14 protein-coding genes are annotated in these 15367 nt (G+C 69.3%); 8 read left to right on the top strand and 6 right to left on the bottom strand.

All coding sequences use genetic code 11. The annotated features are described in order from the left end of the window. Positions 1-304: 304 nt before the first annotated feature. From D7X32_RS23040 to D7X32_RS23030, 3 genes are read left to right on the top strand one after another with little or no spacing between them, the layout of a single operon-like run. Positions 305-1303 carry a polyprenyl synthetase family protein gene (locus D7X32_RS23040; RefSeq protein WP_120604726.1) on the top strand — a complete coding sequence of 333 codons (999 nt, stop codon included), beginning with the start codon at positions 305-307 and terminating at the stop codon, positions 1301-1303. Beyond that, positions 1300-1896 (top strand): GbsR/MarR family transcriptional regulator, encoded by a 597-nt coding sequence (locus D7X32_RS23035; protein WP_120604725.1) that lies wholly within the window; start codon positions 1300-1302, stop codon positions 1894-1896. Before D7X32_RS23040 ends, D7X32_RS23035 begins: the two co-directional genes overlap by 4 nt. A gap of 18 nt (positions 1897-1914) precedes the next feature. After that, positions 1915-2442, top strand: a complete 528-nt coding sequence (locus D7X32_RS23030; RefSeq protein WP_120604724.1) for a gamma-glutamylcyclotransferase family protein — start codon at positions 1915-1917, stop codon at positions 2440-2442. 33 nt (positions 2443-2475) lie between these two features. On the opposite strand, the gene D7X32_RS23025 is transcribed toward D7X32_RS23030, so the two are convergent. After that, the gene (locus D7X32_RS23025; RefSeq protein ID WP_120604723.1) at positions 2476-3483 is read right to left on the bottom strand and encodes a PQQ-dependent sugar dehydrogenase; all 1008 of its coding nucleotides are present in this window, start codon (positions 3481-3483) and stop codon (positions 2476-2478) included. A gap of 444 nt (positions 3484-3927) precedes the next feature. Between D7X32_RS23025 and D7X32_RS23020 the strand changes: the two genes are divergently transcribed. The 3 genes from D7X32_RS23020 (at position 3928) to D7X32_RS23010 (ending at position 5415) form a co-directional block, all read left to right on the top strand. Continuing rightward, positions 3928-4176: a hypothetical protein gene (locus D7X32_RS23020; RefSeq protein ID WP_171448936.1), complete on the top strand. Its 249-nt coding sequence runs from the start codon at positions 3928-3930 to the stop codon at positions 4174-4176. Further along, positions 4173-4961 carry a biliverdin-producing heme oxygenase gene (locus D7X32_RS23015; protein WP_120604722.1) on the top strand — a complete coding sequence of 263 codons (789 nt, stop codon included), beginning with the start codon at positions 4173-4175 and terminating at the stop codon, positions 4959-4961. Before D7X32_RS23020 ends, D7X32_RS23015 begins: the two co-directional genes overlap by 4 nt. Positions 4962-5064: 103 nt before the next feature. After that, positions 5065-5415 carry a PilZ domain-containing protein gene (locus tag D7X32_RS23010; RefSeq protein WP_244239143.1) on the top strand — a complete coding sequence of 117 codons (351 nt, stop codon included), beginning with the start codon at positions 5065-5067 and terminating at the stop codon, positions 5413-5415. A gap of 53 nt (positions 5416-5468) precedes the next feature. Here D7X32_RS23010 and D7X32_RS23005 read toward each other — a convergent pair whose 3' ends face one another. The 5 genes from D7X32_RS23005 to D7X32_RS22985 are packed head-to-tail and all read right to left on the bottom strand — an operon-like array spanning position 5469 to position 13668. Further along, positions 5469-6434, bottom strand: a complete 966-nt coding sequence (locus D7X32_RS23005) for an aldo/keto reductase (RefSeq protein ID WP_120604721.1) — start codon at positions 6432-6434, stop codon at positions 5469-5471. Between the two features lie 31 nt (positions 6435-6465). Beyond that, entirely contained in the window at positions 6466-8670 is a 2205-nt protein-coding gene (glgB, locus tag D7X32_RS23000) for a 1,4-alpha-glucan branching protein GlgB (RefSeq protein WP_120604720.1), read from the bottom strand. Continuing rightward, positions 8667-10001: a phosphotransferase gene (locus tag D7X32_RS22995; RefSeq protein WP_120604719.1), complete on the bottom strand. Its 1335-nt coding sequence runs from the start codon at positions 9999-10001 to the stop codon at positions 8667-8669. Before D7X32_RS22995 ends, glgB begins: the two co-directional genes overlap by 4 nt. Positions 10002-10006: 5 nt before the next feature. Then, positions 10007-11656 carry a maltose alpha-D-glucosyltransferase gene (treS, locus tag D7X32_RS22990; RefSeq protein WP_120604718.1) on the bottom strand — a complete coding sequence of 550 codons (1650 nt, stop codon included), beginning with the start codon at positions 11654-11656 and terminating at the stop codon, positions 10007-10009. A 17-nt stretch (positions 11657-11673) separates the two neighbouring features. Further along, positions 11674-13668: an alpha-1,4-glucan--maltose-1-phosphate maltosyltransferase gene (locus D7X32_RS22985; protein ID WP_120604717.1), complete on the bottom strand. Its 1995-nt coding sequence runs from the start codon at positions 13666-13668 to the stop codon at positions 11674-11676. Positions 13669-13879: 211 nt separating this feature from the next. Between D7X32_RS22985 and D7X32_RS22980 the strand changes: the two genes are divergently transcribed. Then, a complete protein-coding gene (locus tag D7X32_RS22980) occupies positions 13880-14485 on the top strand; it encodes a sigma-70 family RNA polymerase sigma factor (RefSeq protein WP_120604716.1) in 606 nt (201 codons plus the stop codon). Positions 14486-14613: 128 nt separating this feature from the next. Further along, the gene (locus tag D7X32_RS22975; protein WP_120604715.1) at positions 14614-15207 is read left to right on the top strand and encodes a hypothetical protein; all 594 of its coding nucleotides are present in this window, start codon (positions 14614-14616) and stop codon (positions 15205-15207) included. Positions 15208-15367: the final 160 nt, after the last annotated feature.

Genomic DNA, 15367 nt, shown 5'->3' with positions numbered 1-15367 from the left:
CCCCAGCAGGGGCGCGGACGAGCCGGGCAGCGAGGCGCCAGGGCGGAAGAGGGGGACGCCGGTGGCGAGGGAAGCGAAGCTCTGGACGAGGCGGCGACGGAGGGCGGCGGACACTGGGATTCGTTTCCCATGGCCGCGCATTCCCTCTCAATCGGACCCCAAAGCGTCCGCCATGGCCGGCCGTCCACCAACCGGCCTTATTCGTCGCTTTCAGCCCGCTGTCCGCACGCTTGGTGGGCAGGAGGGATTCAGGTGCAGTTCACGCGGTCTTGAACTATATGAACGCCCGAAGGAGACCGCGCACATGGATGTCGCTCACGAGCTGACGGAGTTTCTGGGGCAGGTGGAGCAGCGTCTGACCGAATTGCTCGCGGATGGCGACGTCGGCCCGGACGTGAAGGGCGACACGCTGATGGATGCGGCCCGCCACCTGTGCCTGGGTGCCGGGGGCAAGCGGGCGCGCCCCATGCTCGTCCGCCTGTTCGGGGGCGTGGTGGGAGTGCCGGCCACCCGGTTGGTGGATGTGGGTGTGGCCGCGGAGATGATCCACTCGGCCAGCCTGCTGCATGACGACGTGGTGGACGCGGGCATGTTCCGCCGGGGCCGCCCGACGGTGAACGCGCGCTGGGGCAACATCGTCGCGGTGATGAGCGGCGACCTCATCCTGTCCACGGCGCTGTCGCAGCTGTCCCTGCTGGACGCCCGCCTGGTGCAGAGCGGCCTGGCCATCGTCACGGAGATGACCCGTGCGGCCATCGCGGAGGTGGAGGCGCGCGGCGACATGAACCTGCCGCTCACGCGGCTGCGCTACATCGCCGAGGGCAAGACGGGCTCGCTGTTCGGCTGGTGCGGCAAGGCGGCCGCGACGCTGGCGGATCAGCCGGAGGCGGTGGCGCGCTTCGACGCGTTCGGCCGTCACCTGGGCGTGGCGTTCCAGATCGCCGACGACATCCGCGACATCCTGGGCACGGACGTGGGCAAGCCCCGGTACGCGGACGTGCACTCGCGCACGCCGTCGCTGCCCATCCTGCTGGCGGTGTCGCGGGACGAGTCCCTGCGCCGCAAGCTCAAGGACGCGTGGGCGTTCTCCGTCATCACCCCGGAGCGCACCCGGGAGATTGGCGCCGCCATCGAGGCCACCGGCGCTGTGGAGGCGTCCATGGAGATGATGAACGTCGAAATCGAAGCGGCGCTCGACAAGCTGGGGCCCTTCGCCAACGACGCCGCGGGCGCGGAGTTGATGAGCTGGGCGCACCGGCTGTCGGAAGGCATCGCGCAACAGGTGAAGGGGCGCGCTGCATGAAGGGCTACCTGTGGACGGGGGGGGATCCCGGGAGCCAGAAGAGCCTCGCACCGCCAGTGCATGGACGGCTGGCGCCGTGGGAAGCCATCGCGGTGGAGGCGGTGGGCAACGTCATCGAGTTCTGGGGCTTCAAGCGCAACCAGGGCAGGGTGTGGGGCCTGCTCTACCTGCGCGGTGAGCCGCTGACCGCCGGTGAGATTGAGCGCGAGCTGGACCTGTCCAAGGGCGGCGTGTCCATGCTGCTGCGCGACCTGGAGCACTGGGGCGTCGTCCAGCGGGTGCGCGTGCCGCAGGACACGGTGTGGCGCTACGCGGCGGAGACGGACCTGGTGCGGATGGTGACGCACGTGGTGGAGGAGCGCGAGGCGGCCTTCGTCACCCGCATCCGCGCGGACCTGTCCGAGGCGCGCCGGCTGGCGGAAGGCGTCGGCGGCGTGCATCAGGAGAAGCTGCGGCGGCTGGAGCGCATGGCCGTCCTGGCCGACCACGTGGAGCGCGCGCTGCGGTTGTTCATCAAGACGTCCCGCCTGGACGTGGGAGGGGTGCTGGGCGCGTTCCGCGACGGCGCGCTCTCACGCAAGGGCGAGCGGTAGGCACACGAGGACACACGCATGGATTCGCACTACGACCAGGTGATGAAGGCGCGCGAGCAGGCGGACGCGAACGCGCCCCGGCGCTACTTCGCGTACTCGACCATCCTGGACCGGGCCGCCTTCGACGAGTGGAAGCACCAGCACAGCTACGGCTTCTTCGAGCTGCCGGAAGGCCGGCTCGCCGAGGCGCTGGACGTGGACCTCGTCTATGACTTCCCGTCGCGCTGGTGGGGCGGCCGGGTGGCGGGCCTGACGGACGTGCCGGGCGCGCGGGTGTACGGCCGGCTCTTTGAGATCCCCGGCAAGGACTGGCCCATCGTCCAGCACAAGGAAGGCTTCGTCACCAGCATGTGCGTGGAGCGCACGGTGCGCGTGCGCGTGGACGGCCAGGAGGTGGAGGCCACCGCGTTCGTGACCAACCCACGCCGCGCGTCGTCGGACGGGCCGGTGAGCCCGCGCTTCGTGGAGGCCCTGGTGCGCGGTGCGAAGAGCGCCGGGCTGCCCGCGGACTACGTGGAGAAGCTGGCGCGCGGCGAGGCGCGCTGACGCCGCTCGCCGCGCGGCGCCCCCGCCGCCGGGCTACGGCTGGGTGGTGGCGGCGATGCGGTAGAGCGCTCCGGCGAAGTCGTCGCTGACGATGAAGCCGCCGCCCGGGGCCAGGGCCACGTCCACCGGCCGGCCCCACACGCTCAGGTCCGGGTTCTTGAAGCCGGTGACGACGTCCACCTCGCCCGTGGGCTGATGGGTGGCCAGGTCCCACGGGAAGACGGTGACCTTGTAGCCGGTCCGCTCCGTGCGGTTCCACGAGCCGTGGTACGCGACGAGCGCGCCGCGCTTCCAGGCAGGGTTGAGCTCCCCGTTGTCGAAGAACGTCAGGCCCAGCGGCGCCGAGTGCGCCTGGATGCCCTGGTCCGTCTTGTCCAACGCGGCGCAGTCCGCCTTGGAGCCGTCCCGGTTCATGTCGTAGTCGCGGTCCAGGGGCATGTGCTTCAGGCCGCTGGCCGTGTCCGGGTTGGAGTTGCAGAAGGGCCAGCCGTAGTGGCCGCCCTGGCGCACGGAGGTGAGGGCCTCCGGCGGGTGGTTGTCCACGTACTCCGGAATCACCTTGCCGTACTGACCGGTGCCGTCGTCGAACGGGTAGGGCGTGTTGTCGCGGTTGTTGACCGCGACCCACAGCGTGTCGGTGCCCGGCTCCCACGCCAGGCCCTCCGCGTTGCGCAGGCCCCGGGCGAACAGCTCGCGCGAGCCGCCGCTCCAGTCCCACCGGTAGATGGCGCCGCGCAGCGGGTCGCTGGTGGTGTCGCTCAGGCACACGTTGCAGGTGGACGCGATGGCCACGTACACGCGGTGCCGCGAGTCCACCGCGAGGTTCTTCAGCTCGTGGCCGTAGGCGCCGTGCAGCTCCGGCAGGGACGCGTCCGGCAGGCCTGTCACCACCGTCTCCACCGTGCCGCGCGTCGTCTCACCGGCGGTCCAGCGCGAGCGCGTGACGCGGTCCTTCTCCGACAGGAAGACCCAGACCTGTCCGTCGCGCTCGTGGAAGACGATGTCGTGGGGCCTGCCCAGGCCGCTCGCCCACTGCGTCACCTCCGGGGCCTGGCCCGCATGGTCCGCTTTTCCTAACCGGAGTCCGCAACGGAAGGCGACCGGATTTCACCCCGCCTTTCCGGGATGTCCGGACCAGAATCCACTGAACGGAACCTGAACAAACCTTCAGCCATTTTTCCGAGGGTTGAAACACCCCCGAATCGACCTGAACAAACCTTCAGCCAGTTTCGCCATGCCTGCGAAGGCCCGTGCCTACATGAACAAAAGACCAGCCAGCGCCTCTGGATGAAACATGAAACAAATCAAGGAGATGTGATTGTAATTGATTGCATTGATTGTCTTTGTTTTGGATGTTTCATGTCTGTATTCAAGGTATTGGCCGGTGGTCCGCGGATCAGAACCGCATGGGCCGGGCTTGACGGCGGAAGGGCGTTGTGGCTTCATGATTTTGATTTCGATAATCAAAATCATCTGGAGGTCGCGATGCTCGGTCAGGGATGCTGCAGGGCGGTGCTGGCGCGAGGCCCGTGCGCCGAAGTGACGCGGTGCAGCTGTGGGCACATCCACCTGGCGGTGGGGCCGGTGACCCTTCGCCTGGAGGAGGACGTCCTGCGTGCGCTGGGCCACACCCTGGTGGAGGCCATCCAGCAGTTGGAGGTGCCGCACGAGGCCGAGGCGTCCGAGCCGGCCCCCGCCGCCCATGGGGCGCCCACCAGCGGGTGGAAGCAGTGAGCGTCCGGGGCACGATCCGCTGGGGCGGCTTCGAGCGCTCCGCGAGGGACCGGCGCCTGCCTTCCGCCCCCACGGCCTCCGCGGGCCTTCCGTCCACCCAGCGGCTGTCGTTGCGGCTGGAGGAGGGGACGGGGATGGCGCGGCGCCAGGCGGAGCAGTCCACCTTCCTGGAGGCGCTCTTCCACGGTTCGTGGAACGGCGGTGTCTACGGCCAGTTCGTGCGGGCACGCCACTACGTGAACCACCTGCGCCAGCTGCACGTCGTCTACGAGGCGCTGGAGTCCGTGCTGCCAGGGCTGAAGGACGGTCCGCTGACGCGGGTGCTGCGGCTGCCGGAGCTGCGTCGGGCGTCCGCGCTGGTGGCGGACCTGGACTGGTTCTGCGGCGACACGCGCACGAAGCCCTTTGCCTGCGCGGAGACGCGGCTGCACGCCGAGCGCATCCACGAGGTGGCGGCGGAGGCCCCGCACCTGCTCATCGCGCATGCCTACGCGCGCATCGTGCAGGACCTCTTCACCGCGCCCCAGCGCTCGGAGCTCATCGCCACCGCGTTCGAGCTGGAGAACGGCCGGGGCACGGCCTTCTACAACGCGGTGTCCGCCGCGGAGCTGCTCGCCTTCCAGACCCGGCTGACGGCCCGGTTGGACGAGGTGATGCTGACGGAGGGCGAGGCCCAGGAGGTGGTCCAGGAGGCGCGGCTGGCCTTCCGGATCCAGACGCTCATCTGCGACGAGCTGGCGCGGGATGCGCCGGAGCTCGACGGGCTGGGCGGAACCGCGGGGTAGGGTTGGCCCGAACCCACGAGGAGGCGAGCTGACCCCACGGGTCGCCTCCTCGCCTGGGAGGGCGATATGCCGTTTCGTGACAGGCACGCTAGGATGGCAGATCGTGACGCTCCAGATGACCTCTCATATCGATCGCCGCGCATTCCCCCGCATCCACGCGCCCCTCTATTCGCGCCCCGCGCGAATGAAGGTGGGCGAAAAGAAGCAGGTGCTCGACGTCAGCCTCGGCGGCGCGCGCATCTACTCCGACGATCCCCAGGACGTGGGCTCGCGACTGGATCTGGAGTTGTTTCTTCCGGACGGCAGCTCGGTGGAATGTACCGCGCGCATCGTCTGGGCCATCAAGTTACCCAAGGACGCCGTCGCCCGCTTCGAGGTGGGCCTGTCCTTCGCCGACGTGCCGGAGCCCATCCTGGAGCGGCTGAAGACCGTGCTCGTCGCGGATGAAACCTAGGCGCCCCTGGCGCTGTCACTCCGCGCCAGGGCCCGTCCCGCGTTGGACCCGCGCTACTTCGACGACGCGCTGTCCAGCTCGCGCAGGTCGTCCGCTTCCAGCTTCAGGGAGAAGGCCCCGAGCAGCTCCTTCACCTGCGGCACGGACGTGGCGCTGGCGATGGGCGCCACCACCGTGGGCCGCGTCGCAAGCCACGCGAGCGCCACCTGCGACGGCGTGGCACCCCGGCGCTCCGCCACCTTCTTCAGCGCTGCGACGACGCCCCAGCCCTTCGCGTTGCCGTACTTCTTGAGCACGTTGCCCGCGCGCGGCGAGGCCGGTGCCGGCTGCCCGTCCTGGTACTTTCCGGTGAGGAAGCCCGCGGCGAGTCCGAAGTAGGGCGCCACCGCGAGCCCTTCCTTCTCACTCACCTGCTGCAGCGGCCCTTCGAACTTCGGGCGCTCCACCAGGTTGTACTCCGGTTGGAGCACCTGGTAGCGCGCGAGCCCCAGCCGCTTCTGCGTGTCCAGCGCTTCCTGCGCGCGCTCCGCCGAGTGGTTGCTCAGGCCCAGCGCCTTCACCTTGCCCGCCTTCACCAGCGCGTCGAAGGCGCGGAGCGTCTCTTCAAAGGGCGTGTTCGGGTCGTCGTAGTGCGCGTAGTACAGGTCGATGCGCTCCACGCCCAGGCGGCGCAGGGACGCGTCCACGCTCTTCTCGATGTGCTCGCGCGTGAGGCCCTTGCCCAGCGCCGTCTCCGCGCCGACCTTCGTGGCCACCACCAGGCGGTCCTTCGCCTTGCGCGAGGCGATCCACCTGCCCAGGACCGTCTCCGACTCGCCGCCCACGTGGCCGGGGATCCACCGCGAGTACACGTCCGCGGTGTCCACGAAGTTGCCGCCGCCTTCGACGAAGGCATCGAGCACGGCGAACGAGGTGGCCTCGTCCGCCGTCCAGCCGAAGACGTTCCCGCCCAGACACAGCGGGAACACGTCCAGGCCCGTCGTTCCCAGCTTCCGCTTCGCCGCTGCTCCTGCCGCCATGCCTCAGTCCTTCCGGTGAGGCCGGGGCCTTCTACCCCGGCGTGAACCACACCACCGACAGCGGGGGCAGCGTGAGCGTCGCGGAGGCCGGCTGGCCATCCCAGCCCGTGGGCTCCGTGTGCACCTGGCCCCGGTTGCCCAGGCCGCTGCCGCCGTACTCCCCGGCGTCGGTGTTGACCAGCTCCACATAACGGCCGTGCAGCGGGAAGCCCACGCGATAATCCTCGCGCGGCACCGGCGACATGTTGGCCACGCACACCACGTGACGCCCGGGCGTGCGCGAGCGGCGCACGAAGGCCAGCACGTTCGCCGCGGACGCGTCCGGCTGCAGCCACTGGAAGCCCACCGGCTCGCTGTCGGAGTCGTAGAGCGCGGGCAGGTCGCGGTAGATGCGGTTCAGGTCACCCACCAGCTTCTGGATGCCCTTGTGGCCCGGGTCGTGGAGCAGGTGCCAGTCCAGGCTCTTGTCGTGGTTCCACTCCGCCGGCTGGCCGAACTCGCCGCCCATGAAGAGCAGCTTCTTGCCCGGGTGGGCCCACATCCACGCGAACAGCGCGCGCAGGTTGGCGCGCTTCTGCCACGCGTCGCCCGGCATGCGCGTGTAGAGGCTGCCCTTGCCGTGCACCACCTCGTCGTGGCTGAGCGGCAGCATGAAGTGCTCGCTGAACGCGTACAGCAGGCCGAAGGTGAGCTGGTTGTGGTGGTACTGCCGGTAGACAGCGTCCTTGGAGAAGTACGACAGCGTGTCGTGCATCCAGCCCATGTTCCACTTGAAGTGGAAGCCCAGGCCGCCCTCGCTGACGGGCTGGCTCACCTTGGGCCACGCGGTGGACTCCTCCGCGATGACGACCACGCCCGGGTGCTTGCGGCGGATGGTGTCGTTGAGCTCGCGCAGGAACTGGATGGCCTCCTCGTTCTCGCGGCCGCCCCAGCGGTTGGGGACCCATTCGCCCTGCTTGCGGCTGTAGTCCAGGTAGAGCATGGAGGCCACCGCGTCCACGCGCAGCCCGTCGACGTGGTACTCCTCCAGCCAGAACAGCGCGTTGGCGATGAGGAAGTTGCGCACCTCGTTGCGCCCGAAGTTGAAGACGAGCGTGCCCCAGTCCGGCTGCGAACCCTGGCGCGGGTCCGAGTGCTCGTAGAGGGACGTGCCGTCGAACTGGCCCAGCGCGTGGCTGTCGCGCGGGAAGTGGCCCGGCACCCAGTCCACGATGACGCCAATGCCCTCCTGGTGCAGGTAGTCCACCAGGTAGCGGAAGTCGTCCGGGTGGCCGAAGCGCGACGTGGGCGAGTAGTAGCCGCCCACCTGGTAGCCCCAGGAGCCGCCGTAGGGGTGCTCCGCCACGGGCAGGAGCTCCACGTGCGTGAAGCCCAGCTCCTTCGCGTAGCGCGACAGCTCCGGCGCAAGCTCCCGGTACGTCATGGGCCGGTCGCCGTCCTCCACCACGCGGCGCCAACTGCCCAGGTGCACCTCGTAGACGCTCCACGGGTGGTGGGCCGCGTCCACGTGCTTCTCCCGCGCCTCCAGCCACGCGCCGTCGCCCCAGCCGTAGCGCTGCAGGTCATGCACCACCGACGCGGTGGCGGGCGGCGTCTCCGTGCGGAACGCGAAGGGGTCCGCCTTGAGCAGCGGACCGCCGCCGTGGCCGGGGCGGATCTCGAACTTGTAGCGGGTGCCCTCGCCGACCTCCGGGATGAACAGCTCCCAGATGCCGGAGGACCCCATGCGCCGCATGGCGTGCAGGCGCCCGTCCCAGCCGTTGAAGTCCCCCACCACGGACACGCCCCGGGCGGTGGGGGCCCACACGGCGAACGACGTGCCCTTCACGCCGTTGTGGTGGATGAGGTGCGCGCCCATGCGCTCCCAGAGCCGCTCGTGGCGGCCCTCGCCGGCGAAGTACAGGTCCATCTCACCAATGGTGGGAAGGAAGCTGTACGGGTCGCGCAGCGTGAAGGTCCGCTTGCCCGGGTACTCCACCTCCAGCAGGTAGCTGAAGGGCTCCGTGCGGCCGTTGATGCGCGCCTCGAAGACGCCGCCGGTGCGGTGCACCATGGGCACCTTGCCCCCGAACTCCGGCAGGACGTGGATGGCCACGGCCTCCGGGCGGTAGGTGCGCACCACCACCGCGTCTCCGTCCGGGTGGACGCCCAGCACGGAGTGGGGCTCCGGATGGCGCAGCTCCACCACGCGTTGCAGCTCCGCGTCCACCTGTGCTCTGTCCGCCGGCTTCCTCACTGGGCATCCTCCATCCGCAACAGGGCCTCGACGGGGATGCGCACCCAGTCCGGCCGGTTGGCGAGTTCGTAGCGCACTTCGTACAACAGCTTCTCCAACTCGAAGGCGCGCAACATCACGTTGAAGGCTTCATCATTGTCGGGCAGGAAGGCCGCCCCGCGCGTCGCCTGGCGGTAGCCTTCCAGGAACGCGTCGCGGGTGGGGCCCACGCGCCCGCGCGGCTGGCCGCCCTCCAGCGACACGGTGGCCTCCGCGTAGTCGAACGAACGGATCATCCCCGCCACGTCGCGCAGCGCGCTGTACTTCTCACGGCGCGCGGTGAAGGAGCGGGACGGCTCGCCCTCGAAGTCGAAGAACAGCCACTGGTTCTCCGAGCGCAGCACCTGTCCCAGGTGCAGGTCGCCGTGGATGCGGATCTTCTGGCCGGAGGGCGCCACCTGCGCCAGCCGCTTCGCGTACGCGATGAGCCCGTCGCGCCGGCCCTCCAGGTCGGCGTGCAGCCGCCCGGCGTCCGCCAGCGTCACGCCCAGCTCGCCCACGATGGACGCGCTCCAGCGCTGCAGGTCCTCCTGGAGCAGCGGCTCCGGGGAGAAGGCCAGGTCCTCCGGTCCCGCGGAGGCGAAGGCCTTGTGCAGGTCTCCCAGGCGCGCGCCCAGCTCCCGCATCTCCCCGAGGAAGCGCTCGCTCAGCGCCTTCTCCTGACGCAGCCGCTCCAGCGTGTACTTCCAGCCGTCCACGGCGTCCGGCACGAAGCGGTGCGCCAGCGCGAGCGTCGCGCCCGCCGGGCCCTCCAGGTTCAGCGCGCCCATCAACTGCGGCGTCGCGCGGAAGGACGTCTTCGTCGCGAGGAAGCGGCCGACCTCGTACTCGGGGTTCACACCGGCTTCGAGCTTGCGGATGACCTTGACGATGACCCGCTCGCCCAGCACCAGCGACGTGTTGCTCTGCTCCACGGTGAGCCGGCGCACGGTGAGCGGCTCCGGCAGCGCCACGCCGCTGTCGGTGGAGGCGATCCATTCCCCCACCACGCGGCCGGAGCCGGACGTCACCTGCCGGCCCTCGCGCGCCAGGTTGAAGACGGCGCGCACGCAGTCGTCATCCTCCAGCGCGCTGACCACTCCTTCGGGCGTCTGCCGGGCCTGGAGCTGGTAGCGCTCCGGCTGGCCCAGTTCGTAGACGACTTCGATGATGGCCAGGGTGAAGGAACACGTGCCCAGCTCCATGATCACGTGGTCCGCCACGCTGACGCTCTTGATGGGCCACGCCTTGCCGGCGAACCAACGTTGGCCCTTGAGGAAGTCTGGCAGCTTGGTCAGGTCCAGGGGGGTCACTCGGGTCACTCCTTCGCCTGCAGCGGCTTGTCCAACCGGAACCACAGGAACATGTAGGGCCCCATCGACAGCTGATAGGGCAGGTCGCTGATGCGGGGGAACGCGGTCTCTCCAATCAACTCCACGGGGATGCTGCCGCTCAGCTCGCGCAGGTCCAGCACGGCGGGCTGCGCGAAGCGCGACAGGTTGCAGATGACCAGCACCGTCTGGCCCTCCCATTCGCGCACGAAGGCCAGCACCTTGCGGTTCTCCGTGGTGAGGAAGCGCAGGGTGCCCATGGCGAACACGGGGTAGCGCTGGCGGATGCGGATCATCCGCTTCACCCATTGCAGCAGGCTGGACTTCTGCCGGTCCTGCGCCTCCACGTTGATGGACTGGTAGCCGTAGACGGGATCCGCGATGACGGGTGCGAAGAGGCGCGCGTAGTCCGCGCGGCTGAAGCCCGCGTTGCGGTCGCCGGTCCACTGCATGGGCGTGCGCACGCCGTTGCGGTCGCCCAGGTAGATGTTGTCGCCCATGCCGATTTCGTCCCCGTAGTAGAGGACCGGCGTGCCGGGCAGGGTGAACAGCAGGCTGTGCATCAGTTCGATGCGGCGCCGTCCGTTGTCCATCAGCGGCGCCAACCGGCGGCGGATGCCCAGGTTGATGCGCATGCGCGGGTCGGTGGCGTACTCCCGGTACATGTAGTCCCGGTCCTCGTCCGTCACCATCTCCAGCGTCAGCTCATCATGGTTGCGCAGGAAGATGGCCCACTGGCAGTTGTCCGGGATGTCCGGCGTCTGCTGCATGATTTCCACGATGGGCGTGCGGTCCTCGCGGCGCACCGCCATGAACAGGCGGGGCATCACCGGGAAGTGGAAGCCCATGTGGAACTCGTCGCCCTCGCCGAAGTACACGCGCACGTCGGCGGGCCACTGGTTGGCTTCCGCGAGCAGCACCTTGCCCTGGTACTCGGAGTCGATCGTCTTGCGCAGGCGCTTGAGGAACGCGTGCGTCTCCGGGAGGTTCTCGCAGTTGGTGCCCTCTCGCTCGAAGAGGTAGGGCACGGCGTCGCAGCGGAACCCGTCCACGCCCATGTTGAGCCAGAAGCGCATGACGTCCAGCATGGCTTCCTGCACTTCGGGGTTGTCGTAGTTCAGGTCCGGCTGGTGGCTGAAGAAGCGGTGCCAGAAGTACTGCTTGGCCACCGGATCCCACGTCCAGTTGGAGCGCTCCGTGTCGGTGAAGATGATGCGCGCGCCCTTGTAGGCCTCGTCCGTGTCGCTCCAGACGTACCAGTTGCGCTTGGGGCTCTTCGGGTCTCGCCGCGCCTCCTGGAACCAGGGGTGCTGGTCGCTGGTGTGGTTGACGACCAGCTCGATGATGATGCGCAGGCCGCGCTTGTGCGCCTCTTCCACCAGCCTCTGGAAGTCCGCCAGCGTGCCGTAGTCCGGGTGGATGCCGTAGTAGTCCGCGATGTCGTAGCCGTCGTCGCGCAGCGGTGACGGGTAGTGCGGCAGGAGCCACAGGCAGTCCACGCCCAGCTCCTGGAGGTACGGCAGCTTCTCAATCAGGCCGGGGATGTCCCCGTGGCCATCCCCGTTGGAGTCGTGGAATGCGCGGATGTGCAGCTCGTAGATGAGCGCTTTTTTGTACCAAAGCGGATCCAGGTCCATACGCCTCTCGGAAGGAGTCACTCGAAGTAGTCGAACGCGTGTTCGGTGCGGCGGTAGCGGTACACGGCCCAGATGGACGCGGGCTGTTCAGGCGTCAGGCGGACCTGCACGTCCGGGCCCTGCCACAGCGAGCGCTGGTCGGCCATCAGCTCGTGCACCTGATAGGTCTCCTCCGCGTTGACGCCCAGCCACTCCATGGGCACGTGGAGCAGCGCTTCCTGCGGCGCGTATGGATCCAGGCTCACCGCCACCAGCACCGTGCTGAGGCCGTCCGGTGAACGCTTGCCGTAGAAGACGACGCGGTCGTTGTCGGACTCGAAGAAGCGCAGGCCCTGGTACTGCTGGAGCGCGGGGTGCGCCTTGCGGGCGGCGTTGAGCTTCGCGATCCACTCGGAGATGTTGCCCGGCCGGTCCCAGTCCCAGGCGACCAGCTGGTACTTCTCCGAGTCCAGGTACTCCTCCTTGCCCGGCACCGGGCGGCCCTCGCACAGCTCGTAGCCGGAGTACATGCCCCACACCGACGACAGCGTGGAGGCCAGCGCCACGCGCAGGCGGAAGGCGCCAGGGCCCGCGTTCTGGAGGTTCTCCGGGAGGATGTCCGGCGTGTTGGGCCAGAGGTTGCCGCGGAAGTAGTCCGACACGGGCGGGCTGGTGATCTCCTCCAGGTACGTGCGCAGCTCGTCCTTGAAGAGGCGCCAGGTGAAGTACGTGTACGACTGGGTGAAGCCCACCTTGGCCAGGGCCTTCATCACCTTGGGACGCGTGAAGGCTTCCGACAGGAAGAGCACGTCCGGATGCAGGTCCTGCACCTCCCGGATGAGCCAGTGCCAGAACTGCATGGGCTTGGTGTGCGGGTTGTCCACGCGGAAGGTCCGCACGCCGTTGTCCACCCAGTGCAGGACGACGGACTTCAATTCCTTCCAGAGGGCGTCACGCGCGGGGCCCATCCAGTCGAAGTTGACGATGTCCTCGTAGCGCTTGGGCGGGTTCTCCGCCGTCTTGATGGTGCCGTCCGGGCGGTGCTGGAACCACTCCGGATGCTCCTTCACGTACGGGTGGTCTGGTGCGCACTGGAAGGCCAGGTCCAGCGCCACTTCGATGCCGTGCGCCTTCGCCGCGTCCGTGAACGCGCGGAAGTCCGCGAGCGTGCCCAGCTCCGGGTGCACGGCCTTGTGACCGCCCTCCGCGGCGCCAATGGCCCACGGGCTGCCCACGTCGCCGGGGAGCGCGCGCAGGCTGTTGTTCTTGCCCTTGCGCGCGGTGCGGCCAATGGGGTGGATGGGCGGCAGGTAGACGGTGTCGAAGCCGAGCTTCTGCACGTAGGGCAGCCAGGCCTGCGCGTCCTTGAAGGTGCCGTGCGTCTTGCCGTCGCGCTTCGCGGAGCGCGGGAAGAATTCGTACCAGGCGGCGTTGCGGGCCTTCTCCCGGTCCGCGAACACCTGCAGCACCTTGTCGTACTTGCAAGCAAGCGCGCGGTCCGGATGGCGTGATGCCGCGTCCGCCAGCTCGGGGGAAAGCGCGGCGAGGAGATGGTCCGGCGAAGGGGGAGTTCGCAAGCGGGCCCCGGCCTCGGCGAGCACCCGGTGGTCTTCCGCGGACTTGCCCTTCGCGCGCGCGGCGGCGCCTTCCAGCAGCGCGGCGCCTTCCAGCAGCTCGCTCTTCACGTCGCGGCCGGCGTCCACCTTGCGCTTCAATTCATGCGCCCAGGTGCGGAAGAGATCCGGCCAGGCTTCAATCGTGAATTCGTAGCGGCCGTTGTTCGCCAGGGGGATGGAGCCTTCCCAGGCGTCGTTGTTCTTGAAGGTGAGAGGGACTTCCGCCCAGTCTGTCTTCTGCGCGGCGGGGGTGACCTGCCGCCAGCGGGCGATGGCCACGAGGACGTCATGGCCTTCCTTGAAGATGTCCGCCCGGACGGTGAGGCTCTCCCCAGCGACGCGCTTGATGGCGTAGCGCCCCGCGTCCAGCTCCGGCTGGACGTTCTCGATGAACACGCTTCCGAGTCGTTCGGTCATATCGGCTGGCGGCCCCTTATAGGACTCTGAGTCAGTGGCTCCAGGCGGCAATGTGCGGGTCTGGTGGATTGCAGATGGCGGCCGCCTGGTCGCGTTGGCCTGTCAACGTTAGGAACGGAGGGAGCGGTCGCCCACCCCGAGGGGCTGGGTGGACGGCTTCCAATAGTTGAAGCTGGGATCCGCCCCTCCGGTTGCGGTATCCGGGACGAACATGGCGCCAACCGACTCCTCCGCTCAGCAAGCGAGTGACCTGTCGGCCGACCGTGACCTGCTGAAGCAGGTCGCGCTCGGCAGCGCGGCGGCCATGCGGGATGTCTATGCGCGGTGTTCGGCGCGGGCGTTCGCCATCGCGGTGCGGCTGTTGCCCACGCGCGCGGACGCGGAGGAGGTGCTGCAGGAGACCTTCCTGGACGTGTGGCGGCGCGCGCGCGAGTTCGACCCCGCGCGCGGCGGACTGGAGACGTGGGTCACGACCATCGCGCGCACGCGGGCCATCGACCGGCTGCGTTCGCTGGGCACGGTGTCGCGGATGGTGGACGGGGTGGCGCAGCAGCCGCCGCCGGTGAGCGCGACGCCTCCGTCACCGGACGACTCGGCTTCCGCGGCGCAAGAGCAGGCGCGGGTGCGCGTGGCGATGGCGCAGCTGCCGCCGGAGCAGCGTGAGGTGGTGTTGCTCGCGTACTTCGACGGGCTGTCCCAGAGCGAGATTGCGCAGAAGACGGGCCAGCCGTTGGGCACGGTGAAGACGCGCGCGCGGCTGGCGCTGGAGAAGCTGGCGGTGCTGCTGGAAGCGCGGCCGGTGAGCGCGTCCGGCTGAGTGCAGGACAGCGCCCCTGTTCCGCGGGGACGGGCAGTGGAGCAGGCCCGGGCCGCGTGTGCCTTGCCGTGACTGGTATGGGCCCCAAACCTTGCGACTGTTTGGCGAACCCGGGGAGGGGGGCGGACATGCGCAAGATGCGGGATGCGGGGGCGGCGTTGATGAATGCGCGGGAGATGCGGCTGGTATTGGCCAGCGCGCCGCGCAACTTGATGGAGCTGTCGCGGCGCGAGCTGATGGGGATGGTGCGGCGCGCGCGCGGCATGGTGACCCAGTACGAAAAGCTGGCGCGCCGGGTGCGCCGTGGAGCCATGCGCGTCCCCATGGGGAGCCGCGTGATGGGCGGGAGCCTGGACACGCGGCGCAAGGCGGCGCTCTTCCGCTCGGCGCTGACTCGCTTCGAGTCGCGGCTGCGGCGGATGGAGATGGCGCCGGTGCGAAAGGCGAGGCCGACGATGCGCAAGCGGCCGGCGGCGAAGAAGGTGATGCGGCCCGCGGTCCGCGCCACGGCCCCGCGCAAGAAGGCGGTGACGGCGAAGAAGGCGATGCGGCCCGCGGGCTACGCGCGCCGGGGCCCGGTGAAGGCGCGGGCGCACAAGGCTCGCCGCATTCCGGCGGTGAAGGCGCGGGTGCACAAGGCTCGCCGCATTCCGGCGGCGAAGGCGCGAGTTCACCGGACCGCGAAGGTCCGGACGCCGGCGCGCCGGGCCGCGATGCGCTAGCGGGTTGTCGGGGGAGGGCAGCCGGGGCGCGTCCAGCTCGTGGTCCGGTGAGGGGGAGGGGAGCTGGACTGTGTCCGCCCCGCTGCGGGGCGGACACGGTGGGGCTTGGGCCAGAAGGAGCCGGGCCACCAGCAGCTCGGGTTCGTTGAGAGCCTGCTCC

The organism is Corallococcus carmarthensis (genome assembly GCF_003611695.1).
In the GTDB taxonomy this organism is placed as follows: domain Bacteria; phylum Myxococcota; class Myxococcia; order Myxococcales; family Myxococcaceae; genus Corallococcus; species Corallococcus carmarthensis.
The sequence above is the reverse complement of the archived record's forward strand: the minus strand, read 5'-3'. Positions and strand labels throughout refer to the sequence as shown.

Excerpts from the sequence above, each read along its gene's own strand:
- treS (WP_120604718.1), bottom strand. The coding sequence starts at position 11,656 with ATGGACCTGGATCCGCTTTGGTACAAAAAAGCGCTCATCTACGAGCTG.
- D7X32_RS22980 (WP_120604716.1), top strand. The coding sequence starts at position 13,880 with ATGGCGCCAACCGACTCCTCCGCTCAGCAAGCGAGTGACCTGTCGGCC.
- D7X32_RS23035 (WP_120604725.1), top strand. The coding sequence starts at position 1,300 with ATGAAGGGCTACCTGTGGACGGGGGGGGATCCCGGGAGCCAGAAGAGC.
- D7X32_RS23040 (WP_120604726.1), top strand. The coding sequence starts at position 305 with ATGGATGTCGCTCACGAGCTGACGGAGTTTCTGGGGCAGGTGGAGCAG.
- D7X32_RS23020 (WP_171448936.1), top strand. The coding sequence starts at position 3,928 with ATGCTCGGTCAGGGATGCTGCAGGGCGGTGCTGGCGCGAGGCCCGTGC.
- D7X32_RS22975 (WP_120604715.1), top strand. The coding sequence starts at position 14,614 with ATGCGCAAGATGCGGGATGCGGGGGCGGCGTTGATGAATGCGCGGGAG.
- D7X32_RS23005 (WP_120604721.1), bottom strand. The coding sequence starts at position 6,434 with ATGGCGGCAGGAGCAGCGGCGAAGCGGAAGCTGGGAACGACGGGCCTG.
- D7X32_RS23030 (WP_120604724.1), top strand. The coding sequence starts at position 1,915 with ATGGATTCGCACTACGACCAGGTGATGAAGGCGCGCGAGCAGGCGGAC.
- D7X32_RS22985 (WP_120604717.1), bottom strand. The coding sequence starts at position 13,668 with ATGACCGAACGACTCGGAAGCGTGTTCATCGAGAACGTCCAGCCGGAG.